The organism is Planococcus sp. RAB007_Raresut (genome assembly GCF_057369535.1).
The window spans coordinates 423,905-443,143 of the sequence record NZ_JBXYIF010000003.1 but is presented as its reverse complement, the minus strand read 5'-3'; the positions used below and the strand labels follow the sequence as shown (position 1 = coordinate 443,143).

At 42.9% G+C, this 19,239-nt stretch carries 21 protein-coding genes; 4 read left to right on the top strand and 17 right to left on the bottom strand.

What is annotated here, in order from left to right; all coding sequences use genetic code 11:
• Window positions 1-25 precede the first annotated feature (25 nt).
• From AC2Q9J_RS08815 to modA, 12 genes are all read right to left on the bottom strand, one after another.
• The gene (locus tag AC2Q9J_RS08815) at window positions 26-1,546 is read right to left on the bottom strand and encodes a nitrate/nitrite transporter (protein WP_499039068.1); all 1,521 of its coding nucleotides are present in this window, start codon (window positions 1,544-1,546) and stop codon (window positions 26-28) included.
• Window positions 1,547-1,711: 165 nt separating this feature from the next.
• Window positions 1,712-2,239, bottom strand: coding sequence for a hemerythrin domain-containing protein (locus AC2Q9J_RS08810; RefSeq protein ID WP_499039066.1), 528 nt, complete (start codon window positions 2,237-2,239; stop codon window positions 1,712-1,714).
• A gap of 19 nt (window positions 2,240-2,258) precedes the next feature.
• A complete protein-coding gene (locus tag AC2Q9J_RS08805; protein ID WP_499039065.1) occupies window positions 2,259-2,906 on the bottom strand; it encodes a response regulator transcription factor in 648 nt (215 codons plus the stop codon).
• Between the two features lie 14 nt (window positions 2,907-2,920).
• Window positions 2,921-3,964, bottom strand: a complete 1,044-nt coding sequence (locus AC2Q9J_RS08800) for a sensor histidine kinase (protein WP_499039136.1) — start codon at window positions 3,962-3,964, stop codon at window positions 2,921-2,923.
• Window positions 3,964-4,422 carry a GAF domain-containing protein gene (locus AC2Q9J_RS08795; protein ID WP_499039063.1) on the bottom strand — a complete coding sequence of 153 codons (459 nt, stop codon included), beginning with the start codon at window positions 4,420-4,422 and terminating at the stop codon, window positions 3,964-3,966. The genes AC2Q9J_RS08800 and AC2Q9J_RS08795 overlap by 1 nt, the downstream gene beginning before the upstream one ends.
• A 44-nt stretch (window positions 4,423-4,466) precedes the next feature.
• Window positions 4,467-5,156, bottom strand: coding sequence for a respiratory nitrate reductase subunit gamma (narI, locus tag AC2Q9J_RS08790; RefSeq protein WP_499039061.1), 690 nt, complete (start codon window positions 5,154-5,156; stop codon window positions 4,467-4,469).
• A complete protein-coding gene (gene narJ / locus AC2Q9J_RS08785) occupies window positions 5,153-5,716 on the bottom strand; it encodes a nitrate reductase molybdenum cofactor assembly chaperone (protein WP_499039059.1) in 564 nt (187 codons plus the stop codon). Before narJ ends, narI begins: the two co-directional genes overlap by 4 nt.
• Entirely contained in the window at window positions 5,709-7,295 is a 1,587-nt protein-coding gene (gene narH / locus AC2Q9J_RS08780) for a nitrate reductase subunit beta (protein ID WP_499039057.1), read from the bottom strand. Before narH ends, narJ begins: the two co-directional genes overlap by 8 nt.
• A complete protein-coding gene (locus AC2Q9J_RS08775; protein ID WP_499039054.1) occupies window positions 7,285-10,959 on the bottom strand; it encodes a nitrate reductase subunit alpha in 3,675 nt (1,224 codons plus the stop codon). The genes narH and AC2Q9J_RS08775 overlap by 11 nt, the downstream gene beginning before the upstream one ends.
• 187 nt (window positions 10,960-11,146) lie before the next feature.
• A complete protein-coding gene (locus AC2Q9J_RS08770) occupies window positions 11,147-11,785 on the bottom strand; it encodes an ATP-binding cassette domain-containing protein (RefSeq protein WP_499039052.1) in 639 nt (212 codons plus the stop codon).
• Between the two features lie 4 nt (window positions 11,786-11,789).
• Window positions 11,790-12,470: a molybdate ABC transporter permease subunit gene (gene modB, locus AC2Q9J_RS08765; RefSeq protein WP_499039050.1), complete on the bottom strand. Its 681-nt coding sequence runs from the start codon at window positions 12,468-12,470 to the stop codon at window positions 11,790-11,792.
• The gene (modA, locus tag AC2Q9J_RS08760) at window positions 12,470-13,240 is read right to left on the bottom strand and encodes a molybdate ABC transporter substrate-binding protein (RefSeq protein ID WP_499039048.1); all 771 of its coding nucleotides are present in this window, start codon (window positions 13,238-13,240) and stop codon (window positions 12,470-12,472) included. Before modA ends, modB begins: the two co-directional genes overlap by 1 nt.
• 192 nt (window positions 13,241-13,432) lie before the next feature.
• Between modA and AC2Q9J_RS08755 the strand changes: the two genes are divergently transcribed.
• Genes AC2Q9J_RS08755 through AC2Q9J_RS08745 form a run of 3 tightly spaced genes read left to right on the top strand, consistent with a single transcriptional unit; the run spans window position 13,433 to window position 16,082 of the window.
• The gene (locus tag AC2Q9J_RS08755) at window positions 13,433-13,858 is read left to right on the top strand and encodes a hypothetical protein (RefSeq protein WP_499039046.1); all 426 of its coding nucleotides are present in this window, start codon (window positions 13,433-13,435) and stop codon (window positions 13,856-13,858) included.
• Window positions 13,855-15,741: an SEC-C metal-binding domain-containing protein gene (locus AC2Q9J_RS08750; protein WP_499039044.1), complete on the top strand. Its 1,887-nt coding sequence runs from the start codon at window positions 13,855-13,857 to the stop codon at window positions 15,739-15,741. Before AC2Q9J_RS08755 ends, AC2Q9J_RS08750 begins: the two co-directional genes overlap by 4 nt.
• Window positions 15,738-16,082: a YflT domain-containing protein gene (locus AC2Q9J_RS08745; RefSeq protein ID WP_499039042.1), complete on the top strand. Its 345-nt coding sequence runs from the start codon at window positions 15,738-15,740 to the stop codon at window positions 16,080-16,082. The genes AC2Q9J_RS08750 and AC2Q9J_RS08745 overlap by 4 nt, the downstream gene beginning before the upstream one ends.
• Before the next feature lie 64 nt (window positions 16,083-16,146).
• Here the strand turns inward: AC2Q9J_RS08745 and AC2Q9J_RS08740 are convergent, their stop codons facing one another.
• Both AC2Q9J_RS08740 and sdhB read right to left on the bottom strand, forming a co-directional pair.
• Window positions 16,147-16,389: a hypothetical protein gene (locus AC2Q9J_RS08740; RefSeq protein WP_499039040.1), complete on the bottom strand. Its 243-nt coding sequence runs from the start codon at window positions 16,387-16,389 to the stop codon at window positions 16,147-16,149.
• 57 nt (window positions 16,390-16,446) lie between these two features.
• Entirely contained in the window at window positions 16,447-17,217 is a 771-nt protein-coding gene (gene sdhB, locus AC2Q9J_RS08735; protein WP_499039038.1) for a succinate dehydrogenase iron-sulfur subunit, read from the bottom strand.
• Between the two features lie 212 nt (window positions 17,218-17,429).
• On the opposite strand from sdhB, the gene AC2Q9J_RS08730 reads away from it, so the two are divergent.
• Window positions 17,430-17,906, top strand: coding sequence for a flavodoxin (locus tag AC2Q9J_RS08730; RefSeq protein WP_499039037.1), 477 nt, complete (start codon window positions 17,430-17,432; stop codon window positions 17,904-17,906).
• A gap of 65 nt (window positions 17,907-17,971) precedes the next feature.
• On the opposite strand, the gene AC2Q9J_RS08725 is transcribed toward AC2Q9J_RS08730, so the two are convergent.
• The 3 genes from AC2Q9J_RS08725 to AC2Q9J_RS08715 all read right to left on the bottom strand — a co-directional run bounded on the left by AC2Q9J_RS08725 (window position 17,972) and on the right by AC2Q9J_RS08715 (window position 19,208).
• Window positions 17,972-18,445 (bottom strand): immunoglobulin-like domain-containing protein, encoded by a 474-nt coding sequence (locus tag AC2Q9J_RS08725; protein ID WP_499039035.1) that lies wholly within the window; start codon window positions 18,443-18,445, stop codon window positions 17,972-17,974.
• Between the two features lie 82 nt (window positions 18,446-18,527).
• Complete coding sequence (locus tag AC2Q9J_RS08720) at window positions 18,528-18,851, bottom strand: TrkA C-terminal domain-containing protein (RefSeq protein WP_499039033.1); 324 nt, start codon at window positions 18,849-18,851, stop codon at window positions 18,528-18,530.
• Window positions 18,852-19,043: 192 nt separating this feature from the next.
• On the bottom strand, window positions 19,044-19,208 hold the full coding sequence (locus AC2Q9J_RS08715) for a hypothetical protein (RefSeq protein WP_499039032.1): 165 nt from the start codon (window positions 19,206-19,208) through the stop codon (window positions 19,044-19,046).
• Window positions 19,209-19,239 lie beyond the last annotated feature (31 nt).

The following is a 19,239-nucleotide window of genomic DNA, read 5'->3' as shown; positions in this document are numbered from 1 at the left end:
GGAAGACCTCCTTTCAGTTTGATGATCATTGGAAAACAGAAGTATGTTTCTTCTTATATTCGGAAGTGATATCCGTAAACGTTCCTACATATCGAACCACTTCTCCGGTATCGTCCATTACTGCACTGATATTGAGCCATTGCAGGTATTCTTCCCCGTTTTTTCGTTTATTCCATATTTCACCTTGCCACATGCCTTTTTCTTTTATTTCCTGCCACATCTGCTGATAGAATTCTTTTGATTGCCGTCCTGATTTCATGATGCTCGGGTTCTCCCCTATTACATCGTCTTTCTCGAAACCAGTCAGTTCTGTGAACGCTGGATTAACCGTTCTGATCTTCCCCGAAATATCAGTGACCAGAATACCCTGGCCGGTGGAATTGAACACTTCACCAGCAAGTTGCAGCCGGTCCTGATAATACAGCCAAACGACAAGTATGAGGCTGGCTAACGCCACTTGAGACAGCAGCATGAAGCCGATTGAATATGCTCCGGTGATCGAAAAGATGATTGACAGCATGATCGGCGGGAAAAAGCCTCCCAGTCCCCCCATCATGGAGACGATGCCGTTGACGATACCGGCTTGCTTATTGAAGTAAAACGGTACAAGTTTGAAGATGACACCATTTCCAATGCCTGCACTCACTGCAATCGCAATGCTGCCAACCGTATATAAACCGATGGATGGCGAGAAAGCCAGCACGATTGCTGCGATTGTATAAACAAAAAATGTACCCATCAATAAAAGCAATGGCTGCAATTTATCCGCCAGCCAGCCGCCTACTGGACGAAGGAAAGTCGCGACAGCGATAAAGCCTGCAGTCCGCATGCCAGCGTCCACTTTTTCGAGGCCGAAATTGTTGACCAGAAAGTTCGGCAAGTAGATGGTGAATGCGACGAACGAACCGAACGTGATGAAGTAAAACAATGAAAAGAACCAAAGCTTTTCGTTTTTATAAACGCCTTTAATCTGCTCGAAAATAGGGGTTTTCACTTTCGCTTCATGACGGTCCCCAAGGAAGAAGTTCAGCAAAGCAAATATCAGCAGCAAGATTAAGTACAGTTTGATGGTTGCCGACCAGCCGATTTGAGTGGCGATCAACGGTGCGGAAAACGTGGTGATCGCAGTGCCGATATTACCTGCCCCGTAGATCCCATTAACAAGTCCATGCTTTTCTTTTGGATAGTATTTAGGCAATGACGTTACTCCCACCGAGAATACCGCTCCCCCGATACCGAGAAACAATCCACCAATAATCAAATCTGTAAAAGTAGATGCTTCACTTAAGTAAAACACCGGAAACAGCAATAGGATAAAACTGAGCAGAAAAATAATCCTTGCCCCGAATACGTTGGCATAATAACCAAGCGGGATCCGCAGGATGGATCCTAGAACAACTGGTACTGCTGTGACGATAGCTAAGCGTTCCGGTGGGATTGTAATGTCTTCACTGATAAATGGGATCAGTGAGGATATGATAACCCACACCATGAATCCAACTACTAAGTTCATCGTTTGTAACGGCAACTGCACTTTCTTGATCATCCAAATCACCTTTTCTGCAATAATTTTCTTTACGAGTTCAATTATCGATTCCCTGATTCCATTGTATCGCTAGTCCGAGAGCTTATTAATAAGGGAGTCCCCTTGCAGTCTGAGGGGAAACCCTAAAAAAAACCAAAACAAAAAACCGCTTAACTGGAAGCGGCTTTAAGAGATCAATGTTTTCATTTTTTCGTATAGCTCGTCCTGATCAACTGCCTTCATCAGCTTTTCAGCCATCGGAAACAGCACAGTTTCCTCTTTGACGAAATGGATCGTCAATACTTCATAGGCCTCACCTGCGTCTTTGGCGATCGTTTTCATATCGTCCAGCGTCATCAAATCTATATTTCCTCTTGTATGGTGGAAGAAATGGCCGATATAACCGTCTATTTCCTGGTGTTCTTCCTGAATGCCCATGAGCGGCCCTTGTTCAAATCCGATATAAGTACCCAACACCGGGAAGAAATGCTCTTCTTCTTTATCCGTATGGTTTTTTAGCGGTTCCACAAATTCATAAAGCTTTTGCCGGATCAGCTTCAATTTTTCCCGGCCTTCTTCAAGAGTCATATCATCTCTTTCAAAATCCAATACGTGCGCATGCCATTCATCCATTAAATAAGTTAAATACCTGTGTTCATTTTCAAGAAGCCGCATGCCTGGTTCCTTAAAACGCAGTTCTGCAAAGTCTGACATTCCTATCCCTCCAGAAGTATTAAAAATTCAATAACTTTTTCTTTAAGGCGTACTCAACCAATTCCGGTCGACTTTTCAGTTGCAGCTTCTCCATAATTTTCGCTTTATGCGCTTCCACTGTTTTCACGGAAATATAAAGTTTCTGGGCAATTTCTTTATTGCCGTAGCCTTTTGCGATTAAAGGGAGAACCTCGATTTCTCGTTTCGACAGCAGCTCAAACGGATCATTTTGAGAAGTACTGGAATTTTTATTGAAAAATTCGCGGACAAGTGAAGTCGCCATTTTAGGATGTATGTATGTTCCCCCGTTATAAATAGTACGGATGGCGGACAAAAGTTCCTCATCCGGTGCATTTTTCAGCATATATCCTGAAGCACCATTTTTCAGAACGTGAAACAAATACTCTTCGTCATCGTGCATAGTTAAAATAAGAATTTTGGTTTCAGGAAAATCTTCTTTGATCTTCCCGGTGGCAATCAAACCGCTCTCACCCGGAGGCATGCTTAAATCCAACAGCAGCACATCGGGTTGATGTTTGGCAACCATTTGATAAGCTTCGATACCGTCAGCGGCAAGTCCGATGACTTCCATGTCTTCCTGAAAATTTAAAATCATAGAAAAACCGCTTCTTACTATCGCGTGGTCGTCCGCTATGACAATTTTCATCCTCCCACCCCTTTTCATAAAGGTACACTTAAATGCACTTTCGTCCCTTTCCCAAGTTCGGATGTGATTTCAACTTTACCGCTAACCAATTCTGCGCGTTCTCTCATTCCGAATAGGCCTAATCCCGTACCTTTCGGTGACTGGCCCTCTTTAAAACCTAATCCTTCATCTACAGCGATTAGATGTAGATGATGATTTTTTTCAAACAAATGAACTTTTAGATCTTCGACGAATGCATATTTGATGGAGTTCAATAAAGCTTCCTGGCATATCCGGTAAAAGACTGTTTCAATTTCACTTTCAAAGCGTTTCTTATTAATAGAAGAAATCAGTTCGATACTGATGCCGTAACTTTCTTCAATTCGCTTGAAGTGTGAGCGGAATGCGGCTTCCAGTCCAAAATCATCCAGCGATGCCGGGCGCAATTCCAATGACAGATTGCGGATATCATCCAGCAAGCGCGTCAAAGTAGCTTTGGTATCTTCTGCCTTGTCCAGCACTTTTTGATCGCCTGTCATGTACTTTAAAGCACGCAACTCCACAACAGCACTCAGCAACTCCTGCGCCACACTGTCGTGTAATTCACGTGAAATGCGTTTTCTTTCGTTTTCCTGAGCTTCTATGACATGTCTCATCATGGTGTTTTGATGCAATTTCTTCTGAGTTTCAAATTGGGTCGTCAGATCACGCAGCATGAAAACCCGGATACCTCTTTCTGTATCGATGGTATGAAAAGTGGCGGTATAGGGAATCACTCCTTTGCCTTTCGTCTTCAAATGAATTTGAAAAGACGTAAAGTTTTCAGGTTGGACACTTTCAAAAAAACAATTTTTGCATGTTTGGTTTTCCGATTCGCTCGTAAAGCCTCTGCAAGCTTCACAAATCGCTGAATCCGCTCCGGCAATCAGCTGCTCCAGCACATCTTTTTCTATAATATTTTCCGCTGCAGGATTCAAGGAAAGCGTCTTTCCATTCCTGTCGAAAAAAAAGATGGCTTCAGAACTGTTTGCATACATTTTCAACATCAATTCACTTTGAAAATCAGTGTTTGGCGGCATCAATGCAAGATCAAATCCTTTCCATCCAAATTTCCGATTCCTGAAGCAGCTTTCTGAATCAATAACACCATCTTTTCTTCTGTCATTAATCCTTCCTCACGGTATCCACCAAGCAAAACGCCTGCAACTCTCCCATTGTGCCATAACGGTACAGCTCCAAAACTTCTCAAATTCTCAAAGACCAGTATCGGAAAGTTGAATAAATCATCATTTTGAGCAAAGTCGCCTCGGTCCTTCACTATCAACGGTTTCCCCGTTTTAAAAACCATACCAGCTATCCCTTTTCCAGATTGCAGCAGAATTTTTTTAATCCGGCTGCTCGTATTTCCGGAAGTATATTTCCATTTTAAAACATATTGATTTTCAGCCGGTTCTATCAAGGCGATTGCGACAAGATCAAAGCCTGTGCCAGCACGGAATTGATCGATTTGAGTTTGGTGATCCGCATTATTTTTCATATTTTTATCTCCTATTTAAAAAGAAAAAGAGGAAGCCCTCTTTTTCAATTGGTTGGTTTATGTCTTCTGTATAGAATATAACTTCTCCCAACATAATTCAATGGAACACTCCAAACATGCACGAGTCTGGTGAATGGCCAGAAAGCAAAAATCGCAAATCCTGTTAAAACATGTAATTGAAAAGACAGTGGAACCACAGTCATCAATGCCGCGTTCGGGTTTAAAAAGAACAAACCGCGGAACCAGACGGAAATTGTCGACCGATAATCAAAATCGGGCTGTACCGCATTTGTCACTACGGTTGCATACATGCCCATTATGACGATAAAAAGCAATAAGGTATTTACGGCTAAATCGGAAAATGAACTTAACTGACGCACACTCCTTATGGAGAAGCGGCGGAATGTCAGGATCAGCATTCCGGCCAGTGTCACGAATCCGAAAAACCCACCGATATAAAGCGCGCCGATATGGTAAAGGTGATCGTTGACACCAATTGTCTGCATCCAGGATTTCGGCACAGCCAGTCCTCCGATATGACCGGCAATCACCGGAATGATTCCAAGATGAAACAACAGACTCCCGATCATCAATTGTTTTTTTTCGATGAATTCGCTGGATTTTGCGGTCCAACTGAACTTATCGACGCGGTACCTGTAGATATGTCCGAAAATAAATACGGCGATGCAAAAGTAAGGGAAAACCACCCAAAGAAATTGATTGATCCAACTCATGCCTGAACCTCCTGTTCAATACATGCCTTGAATGTTTCCCGCAAGCCTTTGACTAAGTGGAAATATGGGCTTTCGTGCTTTTCGAGAGACTGAAGCAAGTGATAGGTTCCATCTTCAAGAACAGCAATCAGCAAGCCGAAGCTCTGCGGAGAGCGGGGATCACCGAGCCATTCCGCCGCATACAGAAATTCACACATGAGCGGCAGAAAATCCGACAGCTCCGATTCCGGCATTTCAAGCCCATACATTTCATACAGCACTTTCAATTTGGCAAGCATCTGGCCACGTTCTTTGGCGTCTTCAAATTTAAAATAAGTCATAAATAAGGTGCAGTCTTTTTGAAAATCAAATGTATCCGTGTACATCTCTTGAATTTCATCCAAACTGATCTCATGCATCTGCCCCCAATATTCTTTAACATGCACAAGAGCAGGATGGGCTTCCGCAAATGACTCTTCAATCATTTGCGGATGGAAATCCAATTTTTCGGGATAAGTTAAGTGATGGGCAAAAAACCCGAATGATTCTTTAAAGTCATATAATTTTTCCAGGTTAATCACGCCAGATCCCTCCGTAGAAGTTCTCTTCATAAATTTCCTTGCCAGTTTTGGTTGCCGTTCCAGTCGGGCTCGGGCTGGCAGGTCCACAGCCGTCACAAGAGCCGCCGGAATCTGTTCCCCAGCCTCCCATGCCGTCCGTGTCAAATCCTTCCATGCCCTGAGCACGATATGGATTGACGCGTCCTTCACGGTGAGTGCTCGGGATAACAAAGCGATCTTCGTATTTTGCAATAGCCAGCAAACGATACATGGATTCTGTTTGATGAGGCGTCATGCCGACACGTTCAAGACGGCTGTTATCAAATTCTTTGCCGGACGAAAGTGCACGCATGTAAGAACGCATCATCGCCATCCGCTGAAGTGAATGCTTGACTGTTACGGTATCCCCCGCAGTCAGCATATTGGCCAAGTACTGAATAGGAGTACGCATTTCTTCAATTGCCGGGAAAATCATATCCGGATTTTTAATCGAATCTTTACCTTCGAAATAATTCATGATCGGGCTGAGCGGCGGCACATACCAAACCATCGGAAGCGTCCGATATTCCGGATGGAGCGGGAACGCCAATTGGTGTTCAATAGCCAGTTTGTAAACCGGCGAGTTCTGTGCTGCTTCAATCCAATCTTCCGAAATTCCGTCTTTGCGGGCTTGTGCAATCATGTCAGGATCAAACGGATCGATAAACAAATCGCATTGTGCTTTATAAAGGTCTTTTTCATCCGGTGTCGATGCTACTTCCAACACCCGGTCGGCGTCATAAAGCAAGACACCGAGGTAACGAATTCTTCCGGTGCATGTTTCCGAGCAGACGGTCGGCAAGCCGGATTCAATACGCGGGAAGCAGAATGTGCATTTTTCCGCTTTGTTTGTCTGCCAGTTGAAATAGACTTTCTTATACGGACAGCCGGTCATGCAATAACGCCAGCCTCGGCATGCTTCCTGATCCACAAGAACAATTCCGTCTTCTTCTCTCTTATAGATTGCTCCGGATGGACAAGAAGCTACACAACTTGGATTCAGACAGTGCTCACATAGTCTTGGCAAATAAATCATAAAGGATTTTTCGAAATTGAATTTGATTTCCTCTTCGATTTTCTGGATATTCGGATCCAAAGGCCCTGTAATGTGTGCCCCTGCCAAGTCATCTTCCCAGTTCGGACCCCATTCAAGATCCATTTTTTCTCCCGTGATCGCGGAATGGGCACGAGCTACAGGAGAATGTTCTGATTCCCCCGCATTCGTCAAATGTTCGTAGTTATAAGTCCAAGGCTCATAATAATCTTTCATTTCCGGCATATCCGGATTATAGAAAATTTTCCCTAATGCAACTTTGGACAGTTTGTTCCCTGATTTGAGTTCTAATTTCCCTTTGCGGAGCTGCCAGCCTCCTTTATAGAGCTCCTGATCTTCCCAACGTTTCGGATACCCGATGCCGGGTTTCGTTTCCACATTGTTGAACCACATGTATTCTGCGCCTTTCCGGTTTGTCCATGTGGTTTTACACGTAACACTGCATGTATGGCAGCCGATACATTTATCAAGATTCATCACCATTGCTACTTGCGCTTTAATTTTCAAGCCAGTCTACCTCCTTCATTTTCCGAACAGCTACATAGACGTCGCGCTGATTGCCGATCGGTCCGTAATAATTGAATCCGTAGCTGAGCTGTGCATAGCCGCCGACCATTTGTGTCGGTTTCATGTGGATTCGTGTCGGTGCATTATGGCTTCCCCCGCGCGTATCTGTAATTTCAGAGCCTGGTACATTGATGTGCTTGTCCTGTGCGTGGTACATGAACATCGTGCCTCTTGGCATCCGGTGGCTGACTACAGCTCTAGCAGTGACAACACCGTTTCGGTTATAGACTTCAAGCCAGTCATTATCATTGATATCGTGGGAAGCGGCGTCTTCATTGTTGATCCAGACTGTCGGTCCCCCACGGAACAATGTCAGCATATGCTGATTGTCCTGATAAGTGGAGTGGATATTCCATTTGCCGTGCGGCGTCAGATAACGCAAGACCAACGAATCGACTCCGCCTTTAATCTTCTTATCATTGGCTCCGAAAACCATCGGCGGCAATGTCGGTTTATAAATCGGAAGTGCTTCTCCGTATTGCTGGAAGATTTCATGATCGATATAGAAATGCTGCCTTCCCGTCAATGTACGGAATGGAACGAGCCTTTCAATGTTGGTAGTAAAAGGTGAATAGCGGCGGCCCATTTTATTGGATCCACTGAATACCGGTGTCGGAATTACTTCACGCGGCTGAACGGTGATGCTCTGGAATGTAATCTTTTCAGCAGCACGATCGGCTGAAATATCTTTCAGTTGGACCCCTGTATCTTTTTCAGCTTCCGCGTAAGCTTTTTGTGACACCCGTCCATTTGTCGCCGAAGACAGATTCAACATTGCATCTGCTACTTGTCTTGCCGTCTGGATTTTCGGCAAACCATTTTTGATGGAATCATCAAAGAATGTTCCGTTAATATGTTTCAACTCTTCATATTCATCAGCTACTGAGAAGCTGACACCGTGTGCTCCGGTTTTTCCGACCACCAAATTCGGTCCTAAAGAAATGTATTTATCATGGATTTTTGTATAATCGCGTTCAACGATGCTGAAGTTTGGCATAGTTTTACCTGGTTCAGCAGCGATTTCACCTTTAGTCCAATCTTTTACAAGCCCCATCGGCTGAGCAATTTCACTGACTGTATCGTGAGCAAGAGGCGTCGTAACGACGTCTTTATAAACTCCCGGCAAATGTGTTTTCGCCATTTCCGAGAATTTTTCAGCCAGTTTGCTGTAGATATCCCAGTCGGAACGGGATTCCCATAACGGGTTTACCGCCGGATTGAACGGATGGACGAACGGATGCATATCTGTCGAAGATAAATCCGTCTTTTCGTACCAGGTGGCAGCTGGCAATACGATATCTGCATACAGCGGTGTTGACGTCATCCGGAAATCTAGCGCAACCATTAAATCAAGCTTTCCTTCTACATCTTCCCGCCAAACGATCTCTTCCGGTTTTTCTTCCGTATTCGGTTCAGCAAGCAGGCCATCGGATGCGCCAAGCAAATGCTTCATGAAATATTCCTGTCCTTTTGCAGAACTCGATATCAAGTTCGAACGCCAGATGAACAGTGAACGCGGAAAGTTTTCCGGTGCGCCCGGATCTTCAATTGAGAATTTTGTTTCTCTTGAAGTGACTTGTTCAACTGCATGGTCGATGATTTCCTTATTCGACTTTTTGCCTTGCTGCGCTGCTTCTTCTGCAAACAACAAACTGTTCTTTTCAAATTGTGGATAAGATGGCAGCCAGCCCAATCGCGCAGCCAAAACATTATAATCAGCTGGATGCTGATAGCTGACTTCTCCGCCTGTCGGCGATTTTAAGCTGTCGGTGCCGCTTTCTTCGTATCTCCATTGCTCTGTTGCAAAATAGAAGAATGAAGTGGCATTTTGCAGCCGCGCAGGTCCCTGCCAGTCTTTAGCAAAGGCGATTGTCGACCAGCCTTCAATCGGACGGCATTTTTCCTGTCCGACATAATGCGCCCATCCGCCTCCGTTTACGCCTTGTGAAGCGGTCAGAACAACAAGGTTCAAGATGGAGCGGTAAATTGTATCACTGTTGAACCAGTGGTTAATTCCTGCACCCATGATGATCATTGAACGACCGCCTGTATCGATTGAGTTTTGAGCAAATTCACGCGCGATCTGTACGACGATCGATGCTTTGACAGAAGTGATTTTTTCCTGCCAAGCAGGCGTATAATGTGAAGTTTCATCGAAATAATCTTTGGCGTTCAATGGACTGTCGATTCGTGCAACACCGTATTGGCTCATCATCAAGTCATAAACTGTACATGCATATCGTTCTGTCCCGTCAGCCAAAACAAATTTTTTGGCCGGAACAACCCGTTTGAATACACCGTTACCAGCATTATCGAAATAAGGGAAAGCGATCTCCACCCATTCTTCCCCGTGCCCTTCAATTGTCAAAGCAGGTTCGACTGTGCTGCCGTCTTCATTCTCTAAAATCAGATTCCATTTTTTGTCTTCTTCCCATCGTTGTCCCATGGTGCCATTCGGAACCATCAGTCCATCAACGGCTTCATCATAAATGACCGGTTTCCAGTCTGAATGCTGTGAACCATCCCCTAAATCACTTGCACGCAAGAAACGACCGCCTTTTAGCGTATCTTCGTGGGGATCCAGCAAGACCATAAATGGCATATCGGTGTATTGTTTTGCGTAATTGATGAACATCGGTTCTTGGCGCTGCTGGTAGAACTCATCCAATATTACATGCGTCATGGCTTGGGCAAGTGCCGCATCAGTTCCAGGATTCGGCGCAAGCCAGTTGTCCGCGAATTTAACGTTTTCAGCGAAATCCGGTGCTACGGAAACCACTTTTGTTCCTTTATAACGAACTTCAGTCATGAAATGGGCGTCTGGAGTACGGGTCATTGGAACGTTGGAACCCCACATCATCAAATATCCAGCGTTGTACCAATCCGAAGATTCCGGTACATCTGTTTGCTCTCCCCAAATTTGAGGAGAAGCGGGCGGAAGATCCGCATACCAATCATAGAAACTCAACATCTGTCCCCCAAGCAATGAAATGAAACGAGCTCCAGATGCATAACTGACCATTGACATTGCTGGTATCGGTGTGAAGCCGGCTATTCTGTCAGGACCGTATTTTTGGATCGTATAAATCAGCTGAGCTGCTATCAATTCCAATGCGTCTTCCCAGTTCACACGGATATGCCCGCCTTTCCCGCGAGCAGATTTATAGAATTGCGCTTTTTCCGGATCTTCCACTATACTTGCCCATGCTTCTACCGGATTTGCATGCGCACTCCTCGCAGCTTTCCATAAACGCCATAAACGACCGCGCATATATGGATACTTCACGCGAAGCGGACTGTATTCGTACCAAGAGAATGTTGCTCCTCGCGGACATCCGCGGGGTTCAAATTCCGGCATGTCCGGACCACACGAGGGATAGTCGATCTGCTGATTCTCCCATGTGATGATTCCGTTTTTCACAAAAACTTTCCAACTGCATGAGCCTGTACAGTTAACGCCGTGAGTCGTGCGGACCACTTTATCGTGCGACCATCTTTGGCGGTACATATTTTCCCAATCCCTGCTTTTTTCTTCGAGTATGGACCAGCTTCCTGAATAACTTTCAATGGGTTTAAAAAAGTTAAATCCGAATCTTTTTTTCATAACCTCGTAACCACTCCTTCTCAGAATGAAAGACTATTGAAGGGAATCAATTCTATATCATTCGTATAAACCCATTATGGATTTTCCGTTCAGATCTTCCCATTAGGGAAAGTCCTATTGAACTACTGGAAAACCCTTGTTCCAAAAATCAAAAAATAAGCATTTCTCTTCTATAGAAGAGAGATGCTTATTTTGTCCATTGTTCCATGACTTGTCCTTTATCTAACTTGATTATTCGATCGGCTAACTTTTCAGCATCTGTTTTTCGGTGTGTAACAAGAATAATCGGAATTCCCCATGATTTATGGATGCGTAATAATTCCTGATGGCAGCGGTCCCGAGTCTCATCATCCAGTGCTGAAAACGGTTCATCCAATAGAAGCATATCGGGTTTTGCAGCGAGTGCCCGTGCCAGTGCAACGCGCTGTTTTTCACCGCCCGAAATTTGGTGAGGATATTTGGCTAAGACTCCATTGATCCCAAGAAGTTTTGTCAATTCATTGATATGCGAGAGATCAGCGCCTCTTGATAAACTGAAAAGAATGTTTTTTTCTGCTGTAAAATGTGGAAAAAGCGCATAATCCTGAAATAAGTATCCAACTTTTCGTTTTTGAATCTTCAAAGGTTTTTTCTGCTGAGCGAAAAACATTCGTCCATTCAAAGAAATGTCTCCAGTGTCCGGATTTGTGATACCTGCTATGCAGTTCAGCAGTGTGGTTTTTCCGGAACCGGAAGGACCTGTCAGTGCCAAAATTTCATTGTTTATTTGAAATTGAATAAGGAGTTCGTATTTTTCAAGCTGTTTCCTGATATTCACTGTCAGCAATTTCCTACTCCCTTCCAAGACGCAAACTGTTTTTTTTCCGCCAGTAGTTCAACCAAGATATAACGGCTAAGCCCAATGAAGAAATGATAATCACCCAGAATGCCGCTTTTTCCATTTGCCCGGCTTCATAAGCGAAGTAGATTGCAAGAGGCACCGTTTCCGTTTCCCCGGGTATATAACCCGCAATCATCAAAGTCGCACCAAATTCTCCAATTCCTCTTGCAAACGACAGAATTAAACCGGCGAAAATCCCAGGCCACGCGAGTGGAAAAGTGATAGTGAGGAATATTCGCATTTCTGAAATCCCCATCGTTCGCGCTACATTTTCCCATCGGGCATCGATTTTTTCAAAGGCAGCCAATGTACTTTGGTACATTAAAGGCAATGAGACAACAAAAGAGGCAATGACCGCTCCGACCCAAGTAAAAACAATCCGTATGCCAAACCAATCTTCCAAAAGTATTCCTAATGGACCATTAATTCCGAATAGAAAGATCAACGCAAAACCGATGACAGTCGGCGGCAGAACCAGTGGCAATAAGATCAATGCTTCGATTAAGCTTTTGCCGAAAAAATCTCTTCTGCCCATCCATCGGGCGAGCAAAATACTGATGATAAATACAAAAAGAGTTGATATTGATGCAATTTTTAAAGATAAAACAAACGGGGACATATCATATGGCATCAAGGCAAGTCTCCTTTGGCAGCGGAAAACCCATATTCCACTAATACTTGCTGACCTTTATCGCTCAGCAAAAAATCAAGAAAATCTTCAGCTGCTTGTCTGTTACCTGTTCTTTCAACTATAGCAGCGGGATAAATGATCTGCTGCCCATTCTCTGGCACATTAATGATGGTTTTGATCTCGGAAGAAATGCGGGCGTCCGAAGAATATACAAACCCCACATCAGTGTTCCCGCTTTCTACATAGCTTAGAATTTGTCGTGCATCTTTAGCGTAAATGACTTTGTTTTCAACCAGTTGCCAAAGCCCAAGACCCGCCAGTGCTTCTTTAGTATAATACCCAAGCGGAACACTGTCCGGCTCTCCTACTCCGATTAACAGATCATTGCCAGAGAGGATCAAATTCAAATCTTCATTCTCAAATATCTCCGACGAAGCTAGCACCAAATGATTCTGTGCGAAATCGTTTACCGTTTCTTCTATTACAATCCGTTCCTTTACCAGTTGATCCATGTCTTTTGCACTCGCTGATAAAAACAGATCTGCTGGAGCGCCTTGCTGCAGCTGATTTCTCAGCTTGCTGGATGATCCATAGTTAAACTCCAAATCGATTTCAGGGTATTCTTTCCGAAAATCCTCTTCAATAGACTCCATGGTTTGAGACAGGCTGGATGCTGCCGAAATCCGGAGTTTATCTTTTGCATCAGCGGAGGTATTGCCACAAGATGCCAGCATTAAAGTACTTATAATCAATAAAACTGGATTTTTCATTTTTATAATCCTCTCCCCGAAGGAATTTGAATGCAATGCTTCATGTCTATTAGACCCAATATAGAAAGCTTATAGCGAAAAATAGCTGTACCATATCAGGGACTTCCCTCTTTCGGTAAGGGAATGCCCCTAGCTGAAAAAACCGGCTTTTTTCCATGCTATACTGGGGAAAAAAAGAGAGGATGAAGTATTATGTCAGGACCATCATTACGTCAACTGCACGCTCACCACGCTATTCACGAAGGAGCTTTATCAGGAGCCATCGCTAAAACAGAAGAAATAGAGGATTTACTGAGAGCTAAAGAGTTTGAAGTAGCCTTACAGGCAGCGGATCATCTGATTGAATACTGGGAAACCCGCATTATCAGCCATGCAGATGCGGAAGAAGAAGGATTCTATCTTGAAATGCTTGAAAATAATCCGAATCTTGAAGATACTGTAGCAAAATTGACTCGCGATCATGATCTTCTGCGCATAATTGCAGAGGATATTAAAAAGATGCTTAAAGAAGAGGGATTGACTTATGAAGTGATGAAACAATTTCATGCATTATTAGTGGTGAACGCGATACATAGCCGTGACGAGGAACGTCTTCTGCTTGCGGAGCCGGCAGAATGACAAAATTCCAAAAAGGAAAAGCGGCAGCTATCGGACGCAATGATTCTTGTACATGCGGAAGCGGAAAGAAATATAAAAAGTGCTGTGGAATTAATGACTCTGAAAAAATCATCCGGCAAGAACAAAACACGGTTCTTCAGGGAATTCTTCAGGAATTCTTCAGCACGCACCCCCGCCCCTCTCAGCAAAAAGGGTTGCTCGACTGGAAAAATAAAACCGAGGATTTACTGGTGCCACTGTATGGCGAAGAAAAGTCAGGCGGAATTATTGGTGATATTTATTTCTTTTCTGAACATGTCGATATTTGGAACGGGTATATTGATTCGAAAATTGAGCAGGACCATCATTCACAAATTAACAGTATTCTTGAATCGTGGAAGAATCCTCAATATCTCGCAGGAGAAATTTTGTCCATTTCAAATTACAGGGCACAAATGCGGGACTTATTATCACAGGAAGTTTATGAAATAGATGTTAATGAGTCTTTCGCTGTTGAAACTGGAAATATCGCCATGGGATTCTATTTGCCTGACGCGCGTATCAGCAATCATTTTCTTATGGTTTTGAACAGTGTTACGACTTCAATTGAAGTTAATCCGGAAACAATTGAAAAGTTGAAAACAATGTTCAGGACATCCAGCGCAAAAAACGAACAAACCTTTTACAAGCAAAATATAATAAATGTGTATCAGATGTTTTCCAGTGGTCTCCGTGGTGCCCATGAAGTGCCTGCGGAAATACTGGAATCCGTTGAACAACTTGAAAAATTCATGATTGACCAGGATTTAAAGAGTGATGACTTAATTGAAACTTTTTACCATTATCTGCTGTCGCTTGCGCATGTTCCGACTGCTGCAATTGATGGGGCTGTCCAATTCGGCATGAATCAGAATCTGATCGACTTAGATTGGAATACTGAAAAATTAGCTGCTGTTTTTGAGAATGACACAGCAGATATCGAGTTGTTTGCGGATAATCTTCAGAGTTTCTATATGGAAACTGTGGCCCATCAGGATAAAGAAGCGGAATACGCGTTTGAAGTAGGTACAAATCCAAAGGCAAATGAATTGCAGAACTGGCAGCTTTTCATGCACTTAAAACATGCGGAAATCAGCAGCGAAGCTGCATTGAAACGCCAAATGGAATATTATCATGCAAAGCCTTACGAACCGAAATCAGATTCTGAAAAAGCTCAGCTTCTCGCTTATCGTTTGTTTGATAAAGGAATCGGAAGTGTGTTGCCCGAAGAAATAACAGCGTTACAACAATACGACCCTCAACTTCCGGATGGCTTCTTGTTAGCGGCGGAAATGGAGATGGAGTCTGAGGTGAAAAAATCTCTTTTGGAAAAGGCAGTTTCCAGCGGTAAATTGAATTACGAATCTGAAATGGAAGTTTCTTGGCTCTATATTGCAAACCGGCCTTATTTACGGGCAGTATTCCAGCTTGGAATTCATTATTGGGAAAATGAAGAGTATGAAAACGCTTTTGACCAATTTCAGGGATTGCTGCAGCTTAACCCGGCTGATCACCAAGGAGCACGTTATTTAGCAGTTTCATCATTGATTGTGCTTGACCGTTTACAGCAAGCAGAAAGCCTCATTCACCATTATGAAGACGACTATTCGGATAATGCATTCTATACATGGTTCAAATGGCTGATTGCACGTAAACACAGTATGCATTCTCGAGCTACCCAAGACCTTTACTTGCAAGCTGTTGAGCAGAATCCTTATGTGAAAAAACATATTGAAAAATTCAGTCCATCTTCTCCATATCCAAAAAAAGCGGTTATTTCTCCTCGCTCGCCAGAAGAAGCCCACTTGATCTGGTCATTCTTGGCACCAGGTTTGCTCCGACAAAACTTGGAGGTGAAGAAATGACTCTGTCATACCGGGAATATCGTCATGACGATGAAGCCATCAGGGACATCGAACATCTAAAAACTGAGGGTGTGTTGGCCAAAGATATGTATATTTTCACCGACGATGCAAAACGCACTAAGGACTTGGTGAAAATGGCGAATGCCAATAAATTCGGTTTGAAAGAAGAAGGTATTGATTCTGTCATTTCCAATTTGTTGAGCCCAAAAGAAACGGTATTGCGCAACCAATTCGAAGAGCTGGGTTTCAGCCGTGCGGAAGCAGAAGTTTTGCAACAGTCAGTTGAAAATCGAAATGTGATAGTTGTTATTTTGAATATGCCTGAAGGCTTTACTTTTTAAGAGAACTTAAAAAAGCTGGAACCGTCCGTTTTATCGGACGGTTCCAGCTTTTATTTGTAACTATTCAACTATTGATCGAATTCGTTTGGCGGTCATCTTTCGCAGTATCGAAATTCCCTTCACCTACACGGCGGCGAATTTCTTCTTCCGTTAGTTTTTGTCCTACCGGTCCTGTCGGAATGTCGCTTGCCCCTTCTTCAAACTCAGCACGTTCTACCCTTGCAAAACCAGCGTTGGTCCGTCGGCCGATTTCTTCCCTTTCATTGCGGGACGTATATTTTTCTTCTGGCTTATTTTCAATGGACACAATAATCCCTCCTTCTTGATCTTTCAATAAGACTTCCCTTTTTTAAGTGCTTTAAAACTAATCCACCATCCGATCGCTTCCAAAGAAGTTCCGAAACATTTGGACGGTTGTTTCCCGGTTCATGGCAGAAATGGACGTAGTCAGTGGAATCCCTTTAGGACATGATTCTACACAGTTTTGCGCCATACCGCATTGCTGGATTCCTCCTGGGCCCATCAATAAGGTCAATCGTTCATCTTTGTTCATAGCCCCTGTTGGGTGTGCATTCATTAGACGAACCTGCGAGATTGGTGCTGCCCCAATAAACTCGGATTTATCGTTTACATTTGGACATGCCTCCAAACATACACCGCAAGTCATGCATTTGGATAGTTCATAAGCCCATTGCCTTTTTCTTTCAGGCATCCTCGGTCCTTCTCCTAAATCATAAGTTCCGTCGATGGGAATCCATGCTTTCAATTTTTTTAAAGTCGTAAACATCGTACTGCGGTCAATGACCAAATCACGCACTACGGGAAAAGTTTTCATTGGCTGCAGATTAATCGGCTGCTCCAGCTGATCGACCAATGCTGTGCAGGATTGACGAGCTTTTCCATTGATAACCATTGAACATGCGCCGCATACTTCCTCTAGGCAATTCATATCCCATGCAACTGGTGTGGTTTTCTTCCCCTCTATATTTACAGGATTACGACGAATTTCCATCAAAGCTGAAATAACATTCATGTTCATTCGATATGGAAGTTCAAATTTCTCCCAGTATGGTTTTTGGTCGGGGTGATCTCTGCGTTCAATTTTAAAGATGACTGTTTTCATTGCTTCTGCCATTCTTTTCACCTGCCTTTTATATAATATCTTTATTGAAATATTAGTTTATCTAATACTATCATTAATTATCTGATTATTCAAAAATCATTTATTGAATAAAGATTCTCTTTAAATGACCGACCACTTGACGGCCATCAATTTCTTCTCTGCTTATTCGTTATAAACTAAGTTAACAGGAATAAAGTTTTAGGAATCTGACAGGAGTGTTTACGATGAAAAAAGTGCTCATCCTGTACGCAAGTTCCACTGGAAATACCGAAGAAATCGCGTCTTTGCTGGAACAGCATCTGGATACGAAAGTACTTGATATTACTTCAAAAAATCTGGAGATGACCGAAGTCGATGTGAAGGAATTAAAGGAGTATGATGGCATCCTGTTCGGCACCTACACTTATGATGATGGAGATTTGCCTTTTGAAACGGATGTATTCAATGATAATCTCCAAAACGTCGATTTAAACGGTAAAGTAATCGGTTTATTTGGTTCGGGAGATACGGCTTATTTTCAATTTTGCGAAGCTGTCGACACAATGAAAAATGAATTCAAGAGCAGAGGTTCAATTGTAATTGACCATGTGGTTAAAGTGGATCTGTTCCCAGATGAAAAAGAAGAGTTGGACGCGATAAAAGAATTGGCGTTTTTATTTCAAAAAGCTTTATCAGCACATGCTATACAAAGCTCATCTTAAATTTATGTAAGTTTCAATAAAAAGCCAGATCAACGTGTAGATAGTTGATCCGGCTATTTTATGTGTTATTCCACTTTAAAGGGAACAGCTAAGGAAATTTCTTGGAAAGGAAGTGAGTTTGATAAAAATGTTTTAACCACACGGTACTGTCCAGGCGGAAGTTTTAAACCGAGCATATCAATAGAGAAATACTGTTGGACCTGGCTGCCAGCAGGTAACACTCTTCCGAAATCTGTTAACTTTGGATTTTCGATAAACACCGCGTCCGAATGCACCAATAGGAACCAGGCACCTTCTTTTTCGACTTCAAGGTAATAATAGTCTCCAAATTCAAAATCCTTAGAGCTATTGTTCATTAACGTTGTTTCCAGGATTGAAGGAGATTCTTGAAAAGTATCTTGAAGCAATTCAAGGGTTAGTCCCGCCTTTGTGGCCGAAATCAGCTGATCCGGTGACGCGTCTTCCAAAGTCATAACTGCTGAGGAATTCTGGCATGCAGTTAGCAACAGTACGGCTATGATAATAAGTATAGACTTCATAAAATCACCTCTGTCTATACCTTAACCCTAATTTTTAGAATTTTCCTTGACTCGGGTCAACTTCTTTCTATGCAATTGAATTTTACGTTTCTTCTTCCGACAGCATCCCTTTGTATCTTTCCTTAATATGGTCTTCTTTACCGATGATCATAATCTTATCCCCTTCCTGCAGTTCCACTTCAAAGAGATCAAAACGCAGAATTTCATCTCCTCTTCTAATAATCAGAAGAACAACATCGAGATTTTCCTCGACCAAAGTTTTGCCTTTTTCACCAATATATTCGGATTTATTTTTAATTTGGATAATAGCCACCATCTCATCTTCGTTGAGAGCAAGCGCTGTCTTCATTGGCCAATCTTCAAGATTGTATTCGGTATCCATTTCATGTTCGAAACGATTTTCCAATTTTTTGAACACCAAATTGTTTTTGAATATCAATAAGAATACAGCTAAAATCACAATAATGATGAACAGCAGTTCTAGTCGAAGGTCATTTGAAAGGATTGTAGCGATGGAAGAAATAATTACAGCTAATGAGAAATAGCCGAATAAGATCAGGCCGCTGCTGATTCTTCTCCTGATTGGATGATCGATGATTTAAGCGGATTCTTGTGTAGTAAAACCCGTTCCAGTCAGCATAGAGATAACCTGGTAGCGGGCAATTTCTTTCTCGAGTCCGGTCATATGGAATAGGATGACTCCAATTTCAATGACCAGGGTAATGATTAAAGCATAAAGTGCAATGAATGCAAAATCCCACATAAAATCACCCCGCCTTTTATAAATTTCCAAA

Excerpts from the sequence above, each read along its gene's own strand:
- AC2Q9J_RS08795 (WP_499039063.1), bottom strand. The coding sequence starts at position 4,422 with ATGAAAAATAATGCGGATCACCAAACTCAAATCGATCAATTCCGTGCT.
- sdhB (WP_499039038.1), bottom strand. The coding sequence starts at position 17,217 with ATGGCAGAAGCAATGAAAACAGTCATCTTTAAAATTGAACGCAGAGAT.
- AC2Q9J_RS08725 (WP_499039035.1), bottom strand. The coding sequence starts at position 18,445 with ATGAAGTCTATACTTATTATCATAGCCGTACTGTTGCTAACTGCATGC.
- narI (WP_499039061.1), bottom strand. The coding sequence starts at position 5,156 with ATGAGTTGGATCAATCAATTTCTTTGGGTGGTTTTCCCTTACTTTTGC.
- AC2Q9J_RS08745 (WP_499039042.1), top strand. The coding sequence starts at position 15,738 with ATGACTCTGTCATACCGGGAATATCGTCATGACGATGAAGCCATCAGG.
- modB (WP_499039050.1), bottom strand. The coding sequence starts at position 12,470 with ATGCCATATGATATGTCCCCGTTTGTTTTATCTTTAAAAATTGCATCA.
- AC2Q9J_RS08805 (WP_499039065.1), bottom strand. The coding sequence starts at position 2,906 with ATGAAAATTGTCATAGCGGACGACCACGCGATAGTAAGAAGCGGTTTT.
- AC2Q9J_RS08815 (WP_499039068.1), bottom strand. The coding sequence starts at position 1,546 with ATGATCAAGAAAGTGCAGTTGCCGTTACAAACGATGAACTTAGTAGTT.
- AC2Q9J_RS08775 (WP_499039054.1), bottom strand. The coding sequence starts at position 10,959 with ATGAAAAAAAGATTCGGATTTAACTTTTTTAAACCCATTGAAAGTTAT.
- AC2Q9J_RS08750 (WP_499039044.1), top strand. The coding sequence starts at position 13,855 with ATGACAAAATTCCAAAAAGGAAAAGCGGCAGCTATCGGACGCAATGAT.
- modA (WP_499039048.1), bottom strand. The coding sequence starts at position 13,240 with ATGAAAAATCCAGTTTTATTGATTATAAGTACTTTAATGCTGGCATCT.
- AC2Q9J_RS08730 (WP_499039037.1), top strand. The coding sequence starts at position 17,430 with ATGAAAAAAGTGCTCATCCTGTACGCAAGTTCCACTGGAAATACCGAA.
- AC2Q9J_RS08755 (WP_499039046.1), top strand. The coding sequence starts at position 13,433 with ATGTCAGGACCATCATTACGTCAACTGCACGCTCACCACGCTATTCAC.
- AC2Q9J_RS08800 (WP_499039136.1), bottom strand. The coding sequence starts at position 3,964 with ATGCCGCCAAACACTGATTTTCAAAGTGAATTGATGTTGAAAATGTAT.
- AC2Q9J_RS08810 (WP_499039066.1), bottom strand. The coding sequence starts at position 2,239 with ATGTCAGACTTTGCAGAACTGCGTTTTAAGGAACCAGGCATGCGGCTT.
- AC2Q9J_RS08715 (WP_499039032.1), bottom strand. The coding sequence starts at position 19,208 with ATGTGGGATTTTGCATTCATTGCACTTTATGCTTTAATCATTACCCTG.